The 16723-nt window shown below is 59.3% G+C and carries 14 protein-coding genes; 11 read left to right on the top strand and 3 right to left on the bottom strand.

Annotated features, from left to right (window positions below):
- Positions 1-30: 30 nt before the first annotated feature.
- Together RHIBR816_RS0111970 and RHIBR816_RS0111965 are read right to left on the bottom strand one after the other, a co-directional pair.
- Complete coding sequence (locus tag RHIBR816_RS0111970) at positions 31-876, bottom strand: M15 family metallopeptidase (protein WP_245262578.1); 846 nt, start codon at positions 874-876, stop codon at positions 31-33.
- A 35-nt stretch (positions 877-911) separates the two neighbouring features.
- Entirely contained in the window at positions 912-1682 is a 771-nt protein-coding gene (locus RHIBR816_RS0111965; protein ID WP_018236782.1) for a PP2C family serine/threonine-protein phosphatase, read from the bottom strand.
- A gap of 119 nt (positions 1683-1801) precedes the next feature.
- On the opposite strand from RHIBR816_RS0111965, the gene RHIBR816_RS0111960 reads away from it, so the two are divergent.
- Positions 1802-2548, top strand: coding sequence for an OmpA family protein (locus RHIBR816_RS0111960; protein ID WP_026186898.1), 747 nt, complete (start codon positions 1802-1804; stop codon positions 2546-2548).
- Positions 2549-2587: 39 nt separating this feature from the next.
- On the opposite strand, the gene tssH is transcribed toward RHIBR816_RS0111960, so the two are convergent.
- Complete coding sequence (gene tssH / locus RHIBR816_RS0111955) at positions 2588-5320, bottom strand: type VI secretion system ATPase TssH (protein WP_018236780.1); 2733 nt, start codon at positions 5318-5320, stop codon at positions 2588-2590.
- A gap of 161 nt (positions 5321-5481) precedes the next feature.
- Here tssH and RHIBR816_RS0111950 point away from each other — a divergent pair, with 161 nt between their 5' ends.
- The 10 genes from RHIBR816_RS0111950 (at position 5482) to tssJ (ending at position 16709) form a co-directional block, all read left to right on the top strand.
- Positions 5482-7572, top strand: coding sequence for a serine/threonine-protein kinase (locus RHIBR816_RS0111950; RefSeq protein ID WP_018236779.1), 2091 nt, complete (start codon positions 5482-5484; stop codon positions 7570-7572).
- Between the two features lie 100 nt (positions 7573-7672).
- Positions 7673-8821, top strand: a complete 1149-nt coding sequence (locus tag RHIBR816_RS0111945) for an ImpA family type VI secretion system protein (protein WP_026186897.1) — start codon at positions 7673-7675, stop codon at positions 8819-8821.
- A gap of 3 nt (positions 8822-8824) precedes the next feature.
- A complete protein-coding gene (gene tssB, locus RHIBR816_RS0111940; RefSeq protein WP_018236777.1) occupies positions 8825-9361 on the top strand; it encodes a type VI secretion system contractile sheath small subunit in 537 nt (178 codons plus the stop codon).
- A 3-nt stretch (positions 9362-9364) separates the two neighbouring features.
- Complete coding sequence (gene tssC, locus RHIBR816_RS0111935) at positions 9365-10873, top strand: type VI secretion system contractile sheath large subunit (protein WP_018236776.1); 1509 nt, start codon at positions 9365-9367, stop codon at positions 10871-10873.
- A gap of 29 nt (positions 10874-10902) precedes the next feature.
- A complete protein-coding gene (locus RHIBR816_RS0111930) occupies positions 10903-11352 on the top strand; it encodes a type VI secretion system tube protein TssD (RefSeq protein WP_018236775.1) in 450 nt (149 codons plus the stop codon).
- Positions 11339-12103: a type VI secretion system baseplate subunit TssE gene (tssE, locus tag RHIBR816_RS0111925; protein WP_026186895.1), complete on the top strand. Its 765-nt coding sequence runs from the start codon at positions 11339-11341 to the stop codon at positions 12101-12103. The genes RHIBR816_RS0111930 and tssE overlap by 14 nt, the downstream gene beginning before the upstream one ends.
- 1 nt (position 12104) lies before the next feature.
- Positions 12105-13979, top strand: coding sequence for a type VI secretion system baseplate subunit TssF (gene tssF / locus RHIBR816_RS0111920; RefSeq protein WP_018236773.1), 1875 nt, complete (start codon positions 12105-12107; stop codon positions 13977-13979).
- Positions 13943-15010, top strand: a complete 1068-nt coding sequence (gene tssG, locus RHIBR816_RS0111915; RefSeq protein WP_018236772.1) for a type VI secretion system baseplate subunit TssG — start codon at positions 13943-13945, stop codon at positions 15008-15010. Before tssF ends, tssG begins: the two co-directional genes overlap by 37 nt.
- Positions 15004-16251, top strand: a complete 1248-nt coding sequence (tagH, locus tag RHIBR816_RS0111910; RefSeq protein WP_018236771.1) for a type VI secretion system-associated FHA domain protein TagH — start codon at positions 15004-15006, stop codon at positions 16249-16251. The genes tssG and tagH overlap by 7 nt, the downstream gene beginning before the upstream one ends.
- On the top strand, positions 16251-16709 hold the full coding sequence (gene tssJ, locus RHIBR816_RS0111905) for a type VI secretion system lipoprotein TssJ (RefSeq protein WP_018236770.1): 459 nt from the start codon (positions 16251-16253) through the stop codon (positions 16707-16709). Before tagH ends, tssJ begins: the two co-directional genes overlap by 1 nt.
- Positions 16710-16723: the final 14 nt, after the last annotated feature.

The following is a 16723-nucleotide window of genomic DNA, read 5'->3' as shown; positions in this document are numbered from 1 at the left end:
CATCCTGACCGGGCGATCGGACATGATCTTTCACAGCTTGCCCTCTGCGGCCCATTTGCGAAGCAGCGCTTCGCCGACCTCGAAATGCATGGAATCTTCGCGACTGTAGCCGGCACCCCAGTACCAGCCCGCGTCGTTGAAAAACTCTGCAAGCACGACGAGGCCGAACTGCGTGCTGCCATCGCCCATCCTGTCGAGGTTCCTCTTGAGCGTCAGGTCGACGGCTGCCCCCCAGGCGTGCGAGGATACGGACTTGGCAGAACCGCGCACATAACGTGCGCAAAGCGCACCAGCCGTTCCGATCGCAGCATAGATGTCCGGCTCTTCCTTTTTCAGGCGCTCCAATACCTGGCCCAAAGACTCGAGCGCGGGCCTAATCATCGTCAGTCGGAAGTTTCCAAAATTGCGGGTCGCCAGAGTTCTGACCAGTTTCGGATTGGTCACCGGCTGGCAGGCTGTGGAATAACTGGTTCGCGGCTCGCCCAGGATTTCGCGGAGCACCCCCGGCTTCGGACGGAGGATGCCGTCATTGAAGCGCTTCTTTGCCAACTGCATGGGTTCCGTCAGGTCTTCAGTTTCCTGTGGCGGCGCCATGCCGCCGAATTGGTCCAGCGCGGATGACTGCTCGGTCGCAGGTTGGTCGGGCGGCGGCGCTGGCTGCGTGGGCGGAACGGGTTCAGGGCGGGGGGCGGCCGCCAGTTCTGCAAGCTCTCTCCTGAGTGCGCTTAGTTCGGCGCGCAGCGCCTGAATTTCTCCGTCCTGCTGGGCAAGCTGTTGAGTGAGCCGGTCTATCTTTGCAGCATTCGGATCCGGCTCTACGTTGCGAAGCAGGTCAGCGACGAAGGCAAAAGTCGCCGCCGCAAGAACGATGCTCATGCCGATGACGAGGGCTGCAATCGGGTTCATTGGCCTCAAGGCGCTGCAGCTCCGTCAATGCGAACCACAACCACAGAGACGTTGTCCGGAGCACCGCGATCGAGAGCGGCGGCGACCAGCCGTCGACAGGCAGCCTCAGGCGTCGATACCGATTTCACGCATGAGGTGATCTCCGCCTCTGCAACGCAGTCGGTCAAACCGTCGGAACAAAGAATCAAAATGTCCCCCGGCTCCAGCGCGACCTCGGTCGTGTCCACATCCAGGCGATTGCCAGCTCCGATTGCCCGAGTTACGACATGAGCTTGCGGGTGCTGCCACACTGCGGCTGGCGCGAGGTGTCCGCCATCGATAAGTTCCTGCACAACCGAATGATCGCGTGTAAGCTGCGACAGCTCCCCTCCTCGCAAGCGATAGGCCCGGCTGTCTCCCACCCAAGCGATTGTCGCTGCCTGGCCGTCGACGATCGCGGCCACTACTGTTGCGCCCATCTGCTCTACATTGGCAGAGGCTGCCCATCGCCGTATTTCGGAGTTGGCTGCCTGGAGTGCTCCAACGAGATGAGCAGACGTAATCGGTGCGTGGGGGAGCAATGCAAGCTGCTCGATGACCATGTCAGCAGCGACATCGCCATGGCCATATCCGCCCATTCCATCGGCAACGGCCCAAAGTGCGCCGGAGGGATCAGTGAGAATTGCGTCCTCGTTGCTGTTGCGCACTTGACCGGTGTGGCTCAGCCCCGCTCCTTCCGGCCTCCCCAGCCGGTTAGGTACACGCGTCGATGAACCGTCCCGCGAATCCTGGGTCATGAGCAGATGAACCCTCTCATTCGCTCCATCGCGAAGCCGTTACCTGAACAGTTGCCCCCCAAGTTATCCTATAGTAATTTTGTAGACGGCGAAACCTCCTCGCCAAAGGGAGCCTTGAGATGATGCGCCTGCCGGCAGCGAATCTAGCGGTGTTTCTTGCTCTATTCTTCGTTCCACAAAGTGTCTTGGAGGCACAGGAACTCACCGATTCTACGCTGAAAGAGCGCTTTCAGCGCCAAATTAAGTTGTTCAAGGCTGCAGAGGCATCAAAGCTTGGAGCCACGCGCGGCCTGGTTCTTACCAACCCCGGGCCAAATGCAGCGGCCACGCCGGTGGCAATCGACGCGACGGGTGAAGCAAAAGTCGCTCCGCCATCCCCTCCTGCCACTCAGGCCCAAAGCATCCAATCCGGTCCCGATGAGAGCGAAGTAGCTCAGCCTCCGGCAACCGCAGCAAAGGACTCGTCGCCGACATCGGCAGTTACGGCCGAGACGACCACCGATCCGCAGACCTATTGGAAGCTGCCGTCTTCGGACCAGATAAATGTGCGCGTGAACTTTGCCTTCGATTCCGCCGCCATCGCCCTGGATCAGAAGCCGGCGCTTCGCCAGCTTTGCAGAATCATGGAGGAAATGGACATCAAGCTCGTCCGAGTGATAGGGCACACCGATGCCGTCGGAGGCGCGGCTTACAATCAACAGCTGTCGATGCTGCGCGCGAAGGAAGTGACACGGTTCTTCGCCGACGAATGCCACATTGCTCTCGAACGCCTGGAGGCGGTTGGCGTAGGCGAGCAGTTTCTTCTCAATTCGGGAAACCCGAAGGCCGACGAGAACAGGCGCGTAGAGTTCCAGGCAGTTAGCTAAGGACGCGGTCGCAACAAAAGATCGTCAGCAATGCTGCCGCTATTCGAACGCGTAGGTGAAGCCTTCCGCAGATGCGCCGACCGTCACCTTGGACAGGCGTTTGCCTTCGAGCGCCGAATTCAAAACGCCTTTACTCAAAGCCGGCAGAAGCGAGTTGGTCAGGATCGCGTCGATCATGCGCCCCCCCGATTCAACCTCAGTACAACGCGCCTTGACTAATTGCAAAACGCCATCTTCGATAACCAGCTCAGCGTCATGGCTAGCGCGCAACCGGCGTGCAATCTTGCGGAAGTGATGTCGCGTGATTGCTTCAATCATCAGGTCTGAGAGCGGATAATAGGGCACGACGATAACCCGGCCGAGGAATGCCGGCGGGAATACCTTCAGCAATTGCGGCCTCAGTACGACTTCTAACTCCTCAAGCGGAGGCCGCGTCCGGCCGCTGTCGGTCAGCTTCATGATAGCCTCCGAGCCGACGTTCGACGTCAGAAGGATGAGCGTGTTGCGGAAGTCGATCCGCCGCCCCTCGCTGTCGTCCATCATTCCTTTGTCGAAAACCTGAAAAAAGATTTCGTGCACATCCGGATGCGCCTTCTCGACTTCATCGAGCAGAATGACTGAATAGGGTCGGCGTCTGACGGCTTCGGTCAGGACGCCCCCCTTGCCATAGCCAACATAGCCGGGAGGAGCGCCTTTGAGAGTGGAAACTGTATGCGCCTCCTGAAACTCCGACATGTTAATGGTGATCAGATTCTGCTCGCCGCCAAAGAGGGCCTCGGCGAGAGCCAGAGCAGTTTCCGTTTTACCGACGCCGGATGGGCCGCACAGCAAAAAGACGCCGACGGGCTTCTCGGGAGAACCCAGTCCGGCTCGGCTGGTCTGCACCCGCCGTGCGATCGCTTCCATCGCCAGGTCCTGACCGACCACCCGCTCTGCCAAAACGTTCGCTAGCTGTAGTGCCTTTTCGGTCTGGCTGGTCAGCATTCGTCCCACGGGTATACCCGTCCAATCCTGTACCACTGAGGCTACAGCATTCGTGTCAACTGAAAGCAGTATGAGCGGCGTTTCTCCCTGTAACTCAGCAAGTTCCCCCATAAGTACCCTGAGCCGCACAAGCTCCGACTTCTGTTCAGCGCTCGCTCCAACGCTACCTTCCGACGGGGCTTGATCCCCATGGTCGGATGCCGCGGCATTCTCGCCTTTCCCCTCGCTGGCCAATGCATGGTCGAGCTCAACTCCCTTTCCGCGTAGCTTTGCTCGCAGCTCGAGAATTTCGGATACGATCGATTTTTCTTGTTCCCAGCGAGCCTTTGCGACCAACAACTCGGATTCCGTTTCGGCGAGAACGGCTGCCACCTTGGCCTGACGCTCCTGAACCTCGATGCCGATCACGGCCTCACGCCCGATGATCCCCTTCTCGATTTCAAGTGATTGCTTGCGCCGCAGAAGGTCTTCGACTTCCGCCGGTGTCGCGTGCTGCGATACAGCCACACGCGCACAGGCGGTATCGAGGAGACTGACCGCCTTGTCAGGCAGCTGGCGCGCCGGGATATAGCGATGTGAAAGATTGACGGCCGCCTCGATCGCTTCGTCCAGAATCTGCACTTGATGGTGTTTCTCCAACACGCCTGCCACACCACGGAGCATTACGACAGCGCCGTTCTCATCGGGCTCTTCGACTTTGACCACCTGAAAACGCCGTGTCAGCGCGGGGTCTTTTTCGATGTACTGCTTGTACTCGGCCCATGTCGTTGCAGCGACCGTTCGAAGCTCGCCGCGCGCCAACATGGGCTTGAGAAGATTTGCCGCGTCTCCTGTTCCCGCCGCACCGCCTGCCCCGATCAGCGTATGAGCTTCGTCGATGAAGAGGATAATAGGACTTTCCGATGCCTGAACTTCATCGATTACTGTCTTTAGTCGTCTTTCGAACTCACCCTTGACGCTTGCCCCCGCCTGCATCAAGCCGATGTCGAGCATGTGGAGCGACACCCCTTTTAGCGGTGGCGGCACATCGTCGGCTGCAAGCCGCAGAGCAAACCCTTCGACCACAGCGGTTTTGCCTACACCTGCTTCGCCCGTCAGGATCGGATTGTTCTGTCGCCGGCGCATGAGAATGTCGACGATCTGCCGTATCTCTGGATCGCGGCCCAGGACCGGGTCAATTTTTCCGTCGCGTGCACGCCGAGTAAGATCCACGGCATATTTCGCCAACGCAGAGTCAGAACCTGCCTGACGTCTTTTCCGGGATGGTTCCGGCGTCTCTTCGTTTCGGGCGCCTTCAAGTGATCCAGCGAGCACGTCATCGGACCGAGCGACGATCGAATCCGCATCGATCCGATCGAATTCAGTGCTAATCTTCGAGAGGAGACCGTCAAGCACCGGCACCTTCCTGCAGGCTAACAGGACATAGGCTCCGCGCACCTCTTGAGATCCGAACTGCAGGCTGGCCAGGCTCCAAGCCTCCTGGATCGCGTGAAAGATGTGATCGGAAAATTCCTCGATGGAGGTCGCGCCATAGGGAAGCTTGTCTATCGCTCTTGCCATTTCCGCGGCAAGACGGCCGAGGTCGACGCCCGCGTCCCGGAGGATCAACTGAAAATCGGCGCGGTCGACAAGCGTCAGTTGTTCAATCCAGTGAACGAGTTCGACATAAGGGTTGCCACGAAGCTTGGCCGCGTCCGCCGCTGCCTTGAACGCGCGCAGGCATATCGGGTTGAGCTTGCCGACCAGTTCCTTGCGCTTGAAGCTTGGAGAAGACATGTTCTGCTGCATGTCGGTCGGGCTCCTGCCGGTGTTTTGGAATAGGTGCCTCTAGTCTTGGATCACTAGTCACAGCGTGCCACATTATAGTATTCTTGACAAATAAGCAGGCAGCGCGTTCTTGATGAGTATTGTGGTCGCTGGTTTCCGTTGGGTGCGTTTGGAGACATGATATGCTCGATCCACTGCCCGGGGACATCTTTCGCAAAGGCCAGGTGCTCAACAACACTTATGAGATTGAGGGTGTCCTGGGCCGCGGCGGGACGGGCGAGGTCTATCGAGCAAGCAACCGAATTACCGGCCGTGTGGTGGCGATCAAGGCTTTGAAGCGCGAACTGTCGGCAAATGCCAGTTATCTCGAGCTCATGAAACGAGAGGAAGAGGTGCGCAGCATCTCGCACGACGCGGTCGTTCGCTACACCGACTGCAGTCAAACGGGCGACGGCCACGTATACCTGGTGATGGACTACATAGCAGGCACCCCCCTCAGCGAATGGCTCGAGCGCGGTGGGGCTTCTCCCCGAGATCTGCTGGTGGTGGCACACAGGGTGGCCGAAGGACTTGTCGCAACGCATGAGCGCAAGATCGTCCATCGCGACCTTTCCCCGGACAACATCGTCCTGCGTGACGGCAGACCGGAGGAAGCCGTCATTATCGACTTTGGCATCGCGAAGGACAGCACCGCAGGTGCCCGCACGATCGTCGGCAATGACTTTGCGGGTAAGTACGAATATGCCGCGCCAGAGCAGATGCACGGTCAGGCGGAGCCACGCTCAGACCTTTATGCCCTGGGAGCATCGCTGCTCGCAATTTTTCGCGGGAAGATCCCGGACGTCGGAAGGAGCCCGGGCGAGGTCATTCGCCATAAGGAACGCCGGCTGGATACCTCTGGCGTACCAGAACCGCTCAAGACCTTGATTGACGATCTTACTCAGCCCGAGCCTGCCCACCGGCCGCCAAGCGCCGCCGCCGTCGTCAAGGAAATGGGGCGGTTGCTGCAGCCCGGCCTTGACGATGCGCAGAGGGGGCGCTTCGAAAAAGCAACCGGGAGACCATGGCTCGTCATCCTGCCCCTCGGGACGCTGGCAGCAATCGCTGGGCTTTGGCTTTCTGGGGCATTTGAGGACTTGTCGAGAACGGCCCTCCCGCTCGCGACCCCTTACAAGCTAGTTGCCGGTGTTGATGGAAAAGGACGAACCACGCTCATCGGCTTTGCTCCTGATGCCGACCAGCAACAGGCAATCCTTTCGAACTTCAAACAAACGGTCGGGCGCGCACCACCCGACGGCACCCTTACTCTTGCTGACGGCGCTCCGTCTGAACGATGGGCGCAGGACTTGGCTGCCTTTTTTGCGCTCGCCGCCCCGTTGGACGAGTGGAAGCTGGAAGTTGCTGATCGAACGGTTCGCCTTACCGGACTTGCGGGCGATGTCAAAGGACGCGAAGCCGCGGTAACCCGATTTGCTGCGGCTGCCAAAAAGGCCGGCTATGAGCCGGTCCTACGTATCGCCGCCGGTCCCCGCGATCTGTCGCCGGATCAACTGAAATCCCTGCTGGTGCCGTTGCAGACCTGCGGACCACTCGTGATTCTGCCTCCGCAGACGGGTACCTACCCCCTTGGCGCGATGGTATCTATCCGGGGAAACGTCGCCTCCAGCAAGGACATCCAGGCCGTTCAACAGGCGCTTGCCGCGCATCTTGGGGATCGCGAGCAGCACTTCGACGCCACAGTGCTCAACACCCAGCTATGCGTCGTTCAGGAGCTGCTGCCGGATGCAAGGCAGGGTGCGATGACAATCGTCCTCGGATATGGCGACAAGTCCGAACCGAACATGTCCGGCATCTATTCGGTTGGCGATAACCCGGTCATCGACGTGCTGGCGCCGGCCACGCTTGACGAAGGCTACTTGTGGGTCGCAATCGCCGACGTCACCGGCAATCTCTTTAACGTTCTTCCGAATATCAAGAGACCCTATCATGCGCTTGCCGACCTCGGAACCGTGTCTGAGGGAATGCGAACGATCCGGGTTGCCTATCCGACGGCCGAAGGTGCAGTCGATCCAGCGAAGCTCTCCTTCGCCGTCGACAGCACATTCGGCAGAAGTCTGATAATTGTTTTGCAGACGAACGAACCACTTTTCCCTGAGCTTCGACCCACAACCGAGTCCACCAAGTCCTTTGCCGAAGACCTGCGTGCGGTGATCGCCGCAGGGCGTGTCTCGGTCCTGTCGATCGCCACCCGGCTCATCGATACCAGAAACTAGAAATTCACTCGCCATCGAGTGACGTGGAAATAGAACTGCTTGAAAAACTGTGGTAAAAGTACCTTGAGAGTAGAACATTAGTTGGTAACGGGGGGATCTGTTGTTCGACTCAGCTCTCTGGCTAAGTCCACTGAATGGCAGTAACCCCTCTGGCGAAAGCTTGCGGAATGATGGGCGATTCCACGAACTGGAACGCCTCATGCAACCTCAAATCGAGATCAGCCGAGACGAACGGAACAACCCCGTAGCAAGGGCCGAAGTTCCCGTCGACTGGACAAACGTCCTTCGGAAATCGGAGGAGCTGCGTCAGCACGGGCGGGATCTGCGGCTCCTGGTGATCGTCACTCGCGCCCTTGCAAACGAACAGGGTTTTGCCGGCCTGGCCTCGGGACTTGGCCTGATCGCCCGGACCTTCGACTTGCATTGGGAGACAATGCATCCAGAACTTCGACCGGACTCCACTCCTCGGGATGCGGCGCTGCGCCGGACCAACGCGCTTCTCCAGCTTCAAAACGACAAGGATGGGTTATTGGGCGACCTTCGGAGGGTGACCTTTTTTGCGCCCCACGGTATTGGCCCATTCACCGGCCGGGATTTGGAGCGCGGATCGATCGACACCCGAACGGCTCTTGCCGAGGCTGCACCCGGACTGAGCGAGGCAGAGAAATCGTCACTCGTAAGCGAGCATGACCGCTTATTGGATCGTATGAGAATAGGCTGCGCGGCATTTGCGGAGCAATCCTCGGCCGAAGCGGCCGAGCTTATCACCAATGCACGTGCTGCAGCGGTTGCGTTGGGAGAACTCGAAGCATCGCTTAACCGACAGATGGGCGGTGAAGTGCGCTTCACATTGTCGGATTTGGACCGGTTCCTTCAACGCGTAATTTCGACGCTCGAGCGGGCGCAACCCGGCGCGCGGCGGGAGGTCGCAAGCGAGGAAACCGTCGTTCGTGACAAGACACCTTCGCAAACGAGCTCCGGCGCGGATTCGACCTACACCGGACCTGCTGCAGTCTTTCCGTCGCGACTTGGCTCGCGCGAGGAAGTCACAAGGTGCATCGACCTCGTCATTGACTTCTACGACCGCACCGAGCCGTCGAGCCCCATTCCTCATCTGGCGCGCAGAATTAAACGCATGGTGCCGATGAATTTTCTGGAACTGATGGAGGACTTGGCGCCCTCCGGTCTGAAGGAGTTCCGGCTCCTGGCCGGTGTGCCAGAAAACAAGAAATCTCGGGACGAAAGGTGACCTATGAGCGAGACTAAGGCGAAGGTAATTGAACGAAACCGGGCGCCTCGCGTCCAGATCGCCTATGAGGTGGAAACATACGGCAGCCCGACAACGATCGAATTGCCGTTTGTAATGGGCGTGATGGCCGATCTCGCTGGCGCCTCCCAGACGCCAGAGGCGCGCAAGTCCATACGGGACCGCGCTTTTGTCGAGACGGACGCAAACCGGTTTGGCCGTTTCATGGAGGCCCTCAGCCCGCGCGTCAAAGCGCGGGTGAAGAACACTCTTCCTCAGCCTCCCGGCGAAGAACGCGATGAAGAGCTTGCGGTAGACCTGAACTTTACGAGCATGGCCGATTTCACGCCGGATCGTGTTGCCGAACAAGTTCCGCAGCTTGCCGAACTGTTGAGGATGCGCCGCCAGCTCGAGGAACTGCTCGGCTTCATGGATGGCCGCATCGACGCGGAAAAACGCATCGCCCAACTTTTGAACAATGAGCCCCTCTTAGGAAAGATCGCCGACCAGGCGATCGAAGATAGCAGCAAGTCGGAGGTCTGAGCCATGGCCGAACAGGAAAAAGCCGCCGCTGCTGGTGTGGCGGAAGCGGTGGGAGTCGACCTCGGGGAATTCAGCGAGCTGTTAGAGAAGGACTTCAAGGTCAAGAAGGATGACAGCGAGAAGCTTCAGGCCCTCGTTCGAAATCTGGCGCTTGCCGCGCGGTCCCGCTCGGATTCGGCTGTCATCTCGTCGAACGCAATCAAGTCAATCAAGTCCTTGATCTCTGGCATCGACAAGCTTCTGACCGAGCAGGTCAACCAGATCCTCCATGCGCCCGAAGTGCTCCAGATGGAAGGGACGTGGCGAGGGTTATGGTACCTCGTCAATAACACCGAGACGGATCAGAAGCTGAAGATCCGCGTCATGAACATTTCGAAGGAGGAACTGGCCGATACCCTTGAGGATTACGAAGGCCAGATGTGGGATCAAAGTCCCATCTTCAAGAAAGTCTATACCGACGAATACTCGATGCTTGGTGGCAACCCGTACGGATGTCTGATTGGCGCCTACGAGTTCTCAAATCACCCAAAGGATGTTGCTCTCCTTCGCAACATGTCCGGCATCTGCGCGTCGGCACACACTCCCTTCATAGCGGCCGCCTCCCCGCGTCTGTTTCGTATGGAAAGTTGGCAGGAACTGCCGAACCCGCAGGACCTGCAACAAATCGTGTCGTCTCCAGCCTATGCATCATGGCAGTCACTGCGCGAGAGCGAGGACTCTCGGTATATCGGACTAACCATGCCCCGAGTGCTGGCGAGACTGCCTTATGGAGCAGAAACGGTCCCCGTGAAGGGTTTTGCCTTCGAAGAAGAGGTTCAGGGCGACCATCACCGATATGTCTGGATGAACGCGGCCTTCCCGATGGGAGTGAACATAAACCGCAGCCATAAGCTCTTCGGCTGGGGGACCCAAATTCGGGGTGTCGAAAACGGAGGCGCCGTCATCAATCTTCCGGTCCATACGTTTCCCACCGATGACGGCACGGTAGCGATGAAGTGCCCGACAGAGGTCGCAATCGACGATCGGCGCGAGGCCGAGCTCGCCAAGCTCGGGCTGATGCCGATCCTGCATCGCAAGAACACCGATATAGCCGCCTTCATCGGAGCCCATTCGCTGCAGGACGATGAGACGCGAGCGGGCCGGCTGGTCGATCCGGACGCTCAGGCCAATGAAAGGTTGAGCGCGAACCTGCCTTATCTGTTCCCGGTTTCCCGGTTTGCCCATTACCTGAAGGCAATCGCCAGGGACAAGATCGGCTCATTCAAGGAACGCGCCGACATGCAAATCTGGTTGACGGAGTGGATCAATCGCTACGTTCTCGCCAATCCCGCCTTTGCCGATGAAAAGGCCCGCGCAAAGAGGCCGCTCGCGGCAGCCGAAGTCCAGGTTGACAGCGTCGAGGGCCGGCCGGGCTGGTACAACGCCCGGTTCTATCTGCGGCCACATTATCAGTTGGAAGGCATCAATGCTTCGCTCCGGCTCGTTTCGGAGCTGCCGTCTATGAAGTCGTGAAAACACCAGAGAGCTGATGGAGGTTATTCATGAAAATTGATGGATTTCTAAAGGTCCCCGACATTGCCGGACCGAGCATCCGCGATGGCCACGAAGAAGAGATTGAAGTGCACGGCGTAGAGTTTGAAATGCAGGCTCCCTTCGATCCCAATTCGTTGTCGAGGAGGGGCCGCGTCAGCCTGGGCATGGTGAATTTCATCAAACACTACGACAAATCCTCGCCGTATCTGAAAAAGGCTCTCTTCGACAACACGCTCCTCGACGAAGTCAAGTTTTCAGCGAGAAGAACGATCGAAGGCGAGACAAGCGACTATTTGGTCATAACCCTAAAAGACGCGTCGGTGACCAGCTATGTCATGAAGCCGAGCGAGGAAGAGCCAGACCTCATCGAAGAGCGAGTCGGCTTCGCTTACAAGAACATCAATTTCAACTACGACGATAAGGACGAGGTCGAGATGGATGTCTATGTCGGCAAGTGAACGCTGGCAAAAGAACGGATTTGGAAGGGAAGCGAGACCTCCCGGGGGGAACCTGCGAGCGACGCGCGAGGCAATCCAGCCATCCTTGTGGGATCGGCTGGTCAATGACCTGCCGGGGCTGAGCTCGGAAATCAAGCAGCTTCGGCAGGCTTTGCAGAACGAATTAAATGGCGAACGGCTCGATGCGTTGATTGCCGGGGGTATTCGCCAAATCGACGCAGCTACAGATTTGAGCGTCGAGCAAAAAAAGAGCCTGCACCGCCTGGTCTCGCTGGATCGGCGCCGGGCAGAACTTGAAAGCCGCGGCGTCGTCGTTTCGAGCGATGTGTTGCGTGAAGCAGTTCGGCGAGACATCGAGGCGCTCTTTAATGCCCAACGGTTCGAATCCTCGCCACTCTTGACTGACTTCGAGGTCGATCAGGCTGGTGACAACCCTCCCTCGCTCGAGGATTTTCCGGAAGTTCGCCGCAGCGTAATCAATTATGGTGTGCCGCCCTTCTCCGGCCGCTCGTCTCGCGACTTTGACCGCGACGAACTGGCCAAGGAAATCAGAAGCGTGCTTGCGGCATTTGAGCCTCGACTAAAAGAAAGCGCAACAAAGGTGACTGTCAGTCTCGGCGACAGGGCCACCGGTCTCAGGATCGACATTGATGCGCTGCTGCTCACCGCGCCGGCGCCAGAGCGGCTACGGCTTCGAACCGTTCTCGATCTCGACAACGGTTCGGCACGCACCGAGATCAAGGACACCTGACATGGATCGAGTCTTCCTGGAATATTATGAGGAAGAACTCACACATATCCGCGCGCTCGCCGCAGAGTTTGCGGACATGCATCCCTCGATCGCCCGCAATCTTTCCCTCGATACGGTCCCCTGTCCCGATCCCTATGTCGAACGCCTGCTCGACGGTGTGGCCTATCTTGCCGCTCGCACCCGCCAGAAAGTGGATGCCGAGAGCGCACGTTTCTCCCGAAGCGTGCTCGAGAATTTCTATCCCGATCTCGTCTGCCCGGCGCCGGCAATCGGTATGGCTTTGCTGAAGCCCGGCCAGCAGGTCCAAACAATGGCTGCGGGGCACCTCGTAAAGCGAGGGACACGGCTGATTTCGAGTGCCCGGCCCGGAATTTCGACACGATGCATTTACACCACAGCACAGGACGTGGTTCTCTGGCCGCTCACGATAAGCTCGGCCACCTACATCCAGGATCGAAGCGCCCTCGCGGCGGCCGGAATAGGCCCGATCGGCGGACAATCCGGCGTGGCCGCGTTGAGCATCGTTTTCAGTCGAACCGGCAAAGGCAGACTCAGCGATTTGTCGCTCGATCACCTCGATCTCTATTTCGCTGAAAAGAGCAAGGCACCCTCGCTTTTCGATACGATCTTCGGTGCCTGTTGTGCCACCGGCGCTCGCCCGGAAGGCCGTGATAATCCGCTGAGCGCACTCGCCGAACCGGAGATGGTCGGAATCTCGGACGACGAGGCGCTTTTGCCGCGCACGCGCGAAACTTTCGAGGGCTACAGGCTTCTGCGCGAATACTTCGTCGCGCCAGAGAGATTCCACTATGTGCGGGTGAGAAGGCTGCAACCGGTCGTTCGTCGCTGTGGGGCTTTGCTTGAACTGGTGTTTCTCCTGCGGCGTCCCGCCCCCGAGCTCGCTAATATGGCGACAACTGATCTCGAGCTTTTCGCAACGCCAATCATCAATTTGTTCGAACGCAACTGTAACGTCATCGAACTCGATCCGAGGCGCACACGACAGGTGCTCCATGTCGATCGGACCCGTCCAAGCGATTTCGAAATCTACCGCCCAGTCCGTGTCGAAGATGCTGACGTCGGTGGGCCGGACGCCGAGATCCCGGCGCTCTTCAGCTTGGGCCAGAATCGTGGGAACGGCTTTGTATATTTCACCGAACGCCGCCCGCGGCGACCGAACGAGGACGAGCTGCGCCGGGGACAAACCCGAACCTCTTATAGTGGTGACGATGTCTTCGTGACGCTTTCGCGTCCCTCCCACGCAAAGGCGGCGCGGCCACCGAAACGAATCGAGGTGACGGCGCTCTGCACAAATCGTGACCTGCCTATCTTGGACGACACACCGTCGCTCTCCCTTGAAAGCGGCGATCCGGTCGAGAGTATCCGGCTTCTCGGAGCAGTGCGGCCGCCGGTGCCTTCCATTCCGGCCGCGCTTCCGGCCGGAGCTGTGGATGCCACGCGGGCTGATGAACTAGCCTGGAGGCTTGTGGCGCAGCTCTCGCTCAATTTTCTCAGCCTGGCAGAGGAAGGCCGCGGGGTGGACCCGCTTCACGCCATACTTGAGCTTTACGCGCACCGCGGAGATCCGAGCCTCAGCCGGCATGTACGCGCGATTGCACGAGTGGAGTCGCGGTCTGTGATCGAACGCCTCCCCATTCCGGGTCCGATGTGCTTCGGGCGAGGCACCGAGATTACCCTTCATATCGATCAGTCTGTGCTTGCCGGGCACAGCGCGTTGTTACTCTCCGGCCTGCTGTCAAAGCTTTTTTCCCGCTATGCATCTATCAATGCGTTCGTGCGAACCCGCGCGCGAGTGATCCAGAAGCAGGAGGATGTGCCATGGCCAATGACGCCGGGCAATCGCAACCTGATCTGAGTAAGGACGCCAAGCCGCTCCCGACGGAGTTCGACTTTTTCGAGCTCCTCAGGCGCCTGGAAGAGGGCGGAAGGTTCTTCGGCCAAGCCGGCCGACCGGATCGGGAGCCAGCACGGCTTGGACAGCATGTGCGGCTCGGCTTCGCGGTACAGGACGTCACAAACGTTGAAATGGCAACCGAAAAGGCGCCAGCCAGGGTTACAGTGACAAATATCGGGTTACTCGGACCAGAAGGTCCGATGCCCCTCTACTTGACGCGTTGGGTACTGGATCGTCTTTCGCAGCGCTGGTTCGCAACGGCCGACATGCGTGAGATCAGCGATACGACCTTTCTCGACTTTGTGAATATTCTCCAGCATCGAATGATTGCGCTCTTTTACCGCGCGTGGGCGGACGCTCATCCGGCCGTGCAGGTCGGCCGTCCGGGCGGCGGGCGCATTCGCGCACTACGGGCGGCATTGGCAGGTCTTGGCCTCATTGGACAAGGACACAGTGAGCCTTCCGGGGTTGATCAAACCAAGCTGCGTCATGCGCCTGCGCTCGCCAATCAAATAGAAGGGCCCGAGAGACTCACTCGATTTCTTGTCGATCTCTTAAAGGTCCCGGTTCGCCTTCGGGAATTTGTCGGCACCTGGAGCACGATGCCGGCGCGGCTTCAGTCCCGGCTTGCCGACGCCCATGTTCGACTTGGCCGAAGTGCCACAATCGGCCCGCGCATCTTCCAACGCCAGCAGAGAATAGAACTTTGCCTGGGGCCGCTGACGCTTGCCGACTACATCGCCTTCCTCCCCGGCACCGAACGGCGCGAAACTTTGAAAACGGCGATCGGGGACCTGGTGGGATACGGGCTCGACGTCGACGTCAGGCTCGTGCTCAAGCGAGACGAGATTCCTCCGGCACGATTGGGAGAAGCGCGGATCGGGCACACGGCGTGGGTCGCTCCACGGAAAGATCGCAGTGACGCAGAAGATCTATGCATGCGCACGGTCAATGGCTGGCGGCCCGGAATGCTGGAGGCTGCCGAATGCTGATCCTTACTCTCGAGCAATCGCCCCAGCTGCAAGCCGTTCGCCAGATGAGCCTCGTCGAGGGCGAGCTTGTCATTGGACGCAGCGCGGAGGCCGATTGGCGGCTGGATGATCCCGACATGTATGTCTCGAGGGCTCATTGCACGATCAAATGCGTTCGCGGTCAGTATCTCGTGACCGACACCTCAAGCGGCGGGCTGTTCATCGACGGCTCGCGAACACCACTGGGGGCGGGGAATTCCGCCGCACTGCATGATGGGGCACGGCTGCAACTCGGCAATTATGTCATCCGCGTCGACGTTCAAGCCACTCCTGTGGAGCGGGTTCCTGAACAGACGGCGTCGCCGCCCATAGGCTTTGAGAAGGACACGTTCTTCTCCGAGCGCAGCGAGCCGCCGCCACCTCCCCAACGGCCGACCGGGTTGCCGGATCCATTCGAACAACCCGCCGAAACGCCACACGAAAGTCATGCAGTAAAACGCCCACCGATGTTTGACGATCCATTCAGCCTTGATCCTGTATCGGCATCGGGCCAACACGAGCAGTCCTGGGATTTTCCATGGTCGAGCCCACCACCGCAGCCGGCCGTCTTTGAAACCCAGGCCGCGGCGACACCCGTGCCGGAGCAGCATGCGAAGCCGGCCCCGACGGTGGCGGCTCCCTCCGAGCTCGAACTGCGGGAAGCCTTCCTGCGCGGGCTGGGGCTGAGCGCCGAAGAGTTTCCGGCCTCCGACCCGGCCGCCCAGATGGAGAATTTCGGCCGAGAGTATCGGATGATGCTTGAAGGACTGATGCATCTCCTGCGCAAGCGTGCCGAGGAAAAGAACGAGGCAAGGGTCGTTCAGACAGTCGTCGGAGCATCCGATGTCAACCCTCTCAAATTCCTGCCTACCGTGGACGACGTTATCGCTACTTTTTTGGCCCAGCGTAGCGTGGGCTTTCTTCCTCCGCAGGCAGCGATCAGCGGTTCCATCCGCGACCTCGCCCACCATCATGTGAGAACATGGCGCGGCGTCCAGGCGGCGCTTGCGAGAATGATCGAACGCTTCGATCCGGCGGCGCTCGAGGGCGAGCTGAAATCGCGCTCTGCGCTGGACGCCCTGCTCGCCGGTGGACGGCGGGCGAAACTCTGGGAGCTTTATGAGAGCCGCTATCGAGAAATTGCCAAGAGCGCGACGACGCGCTTCCTCGGCGAGATCGGTAGCGACTTTCGGGACGGTTATGAAGAGAGGGAGAACGACTGATGCTGCATCGACGCGACTTTCTCATGGTGATCGGCGCGACAGGCCTGCTATCGGGCTGCATGAGTGGTCCGCCGAAATCCTCAACCGTGACCGTTGCGGTGGTGGGACAGGCGGGCATGAATCTTGCCGCCGACGGCGGGGAGCGTCCAGTCACCCTCTTGATCCTCAGGCTCAAGGATGTTGGAAAATTCAACGCTGCGGATAGCTTTGCTCTGCAAGATCCGTCTACCGCACTCGGCGCAGACCTTGTCGGATCTGATCAACTGACGATTGCCCCTGGCAAAACCGCCTCAAAGACAGTCGCGTTTCCCCCCGAGGCCACCTACCTCGGTGTTGTCGCTCTGTTCCGAGAATCTGGTGGTCGCACCTGGCGAAGGACCGCCCCGATCAAACCCGAATCGAGTGTGACGGCGAATGTAATCCTCAACCGCGGCGGTATGACGCTCGCGCTCGCCTGAATGGAGGGCGTTCA

The organism is Ensifer sp. BR816, from assembly GCF_000378985.1.
Classification (GTDB): domain Bacteria; phylum Pseudomonadota; class Alphaproteobacteria; order Rhizobiales; family Rhizobiaceae; genus Sinorhizobium.
This window is presented reverse-complemented; position numbering and strand designations above follow the sequence as displayed.

What these genes read in the sequence shown, in the direction of transcription:
- RHIBR816_RS0111970 (WP_245262578.1), bottom strand. Translation starts at nt 876, where the DNA reads ATGAGCATCGTTCTTGCGGCGGCGACTTTTGCCTTCGTCGCTGACCTG.
- RHIBR816_RS0111965 (WP_018236782.1), bottom strand. Translation starts at nt 1,682, where the DNA reads ATGACCCAGGATTCGCGGGACGGTTCATCGACGCGTGTACCTAACCGG.
- RHIBR816_RS0111960 (WP_026186898.1), top strand. Translation starts at nt 1,802, where the DNA reads ATGATGCGCCTGCCGGCAGCGAATCTAGCGGTGTTTCTTGCTCTATTC.
- tssH (WP_018236780.1), bottom strand. Translation starts at nt 5,320, where the DNA reads ATGCAGCAGAACATGTCTTCTCCAAGCTTCAAGCGCAAGGAACTGGTC.
- RHIBR816_RS0111950 (WP_018236779.1), top strand. Translation starts at nt 5,482, where the DNA reads ATGCTCGATCCACTGCCCGGGGACATCTTTCGCAAAGGCCAGGTGCTC.
- tssB (WP_018236777.1), top strand. Translation starts at nt 8,825, where the DNA reads ATGAGCGAGACTAAGGCGAAGGTAATTGAACGAAACCGGGCGCCTCGC.
- tssC (WP_018236776.1), top strand. Translation starts at nt 9,365, where the DNA reads ATGGCCGAACAGGAAAAAGCCGCCGCTGCTGGTGTGGCGGAAGCGGTG.
- RHIBR816_RS0111930 (WP_018236775.1), top strand. Translation starts at nt 10,903, where the DNA reads ATGAAAATTGATGGATTTCTAAAGGTCCCCGACATTGCCGGACCGAGC.
- tssE (WP_026186895.1), top strand. Translation starts at nt 11,339, where the DNA reads ATGTCGGCAAGTGAACGCTGGCAAAAGAACGGATTTGGAAGGGAAGCG.
- tssF (WP_018236773.1), top strand. Translation starts at nt 12,105, where the DNA reads ATGGATCGAGTCTTCCTGGAATATTATGAGGAAGAACTCACACATATC.
- tssG (WP_018236772.1), top strand. Translation starts at nt 13,943, where the DNA reads ATGGCCAATGACGCCGGGCAATCGCAACCTGATCTGAGTAAGGACGCC.
- tagH (WP_018236771.1), top strand. Translation starts at nt 15,004, where the DNA reads ATGCTGATCCTTACTCTCGAGCAATCGCCCCAGCTGCAAGCCGTTCGC.
- tssJ (WP_018236770.1), top strand. Translation starts at nt 16,251, where the DNA reads ATGCTGCATCGACGCGACTTTCTCATGGTGATCGGCGCGACAGGCCTG.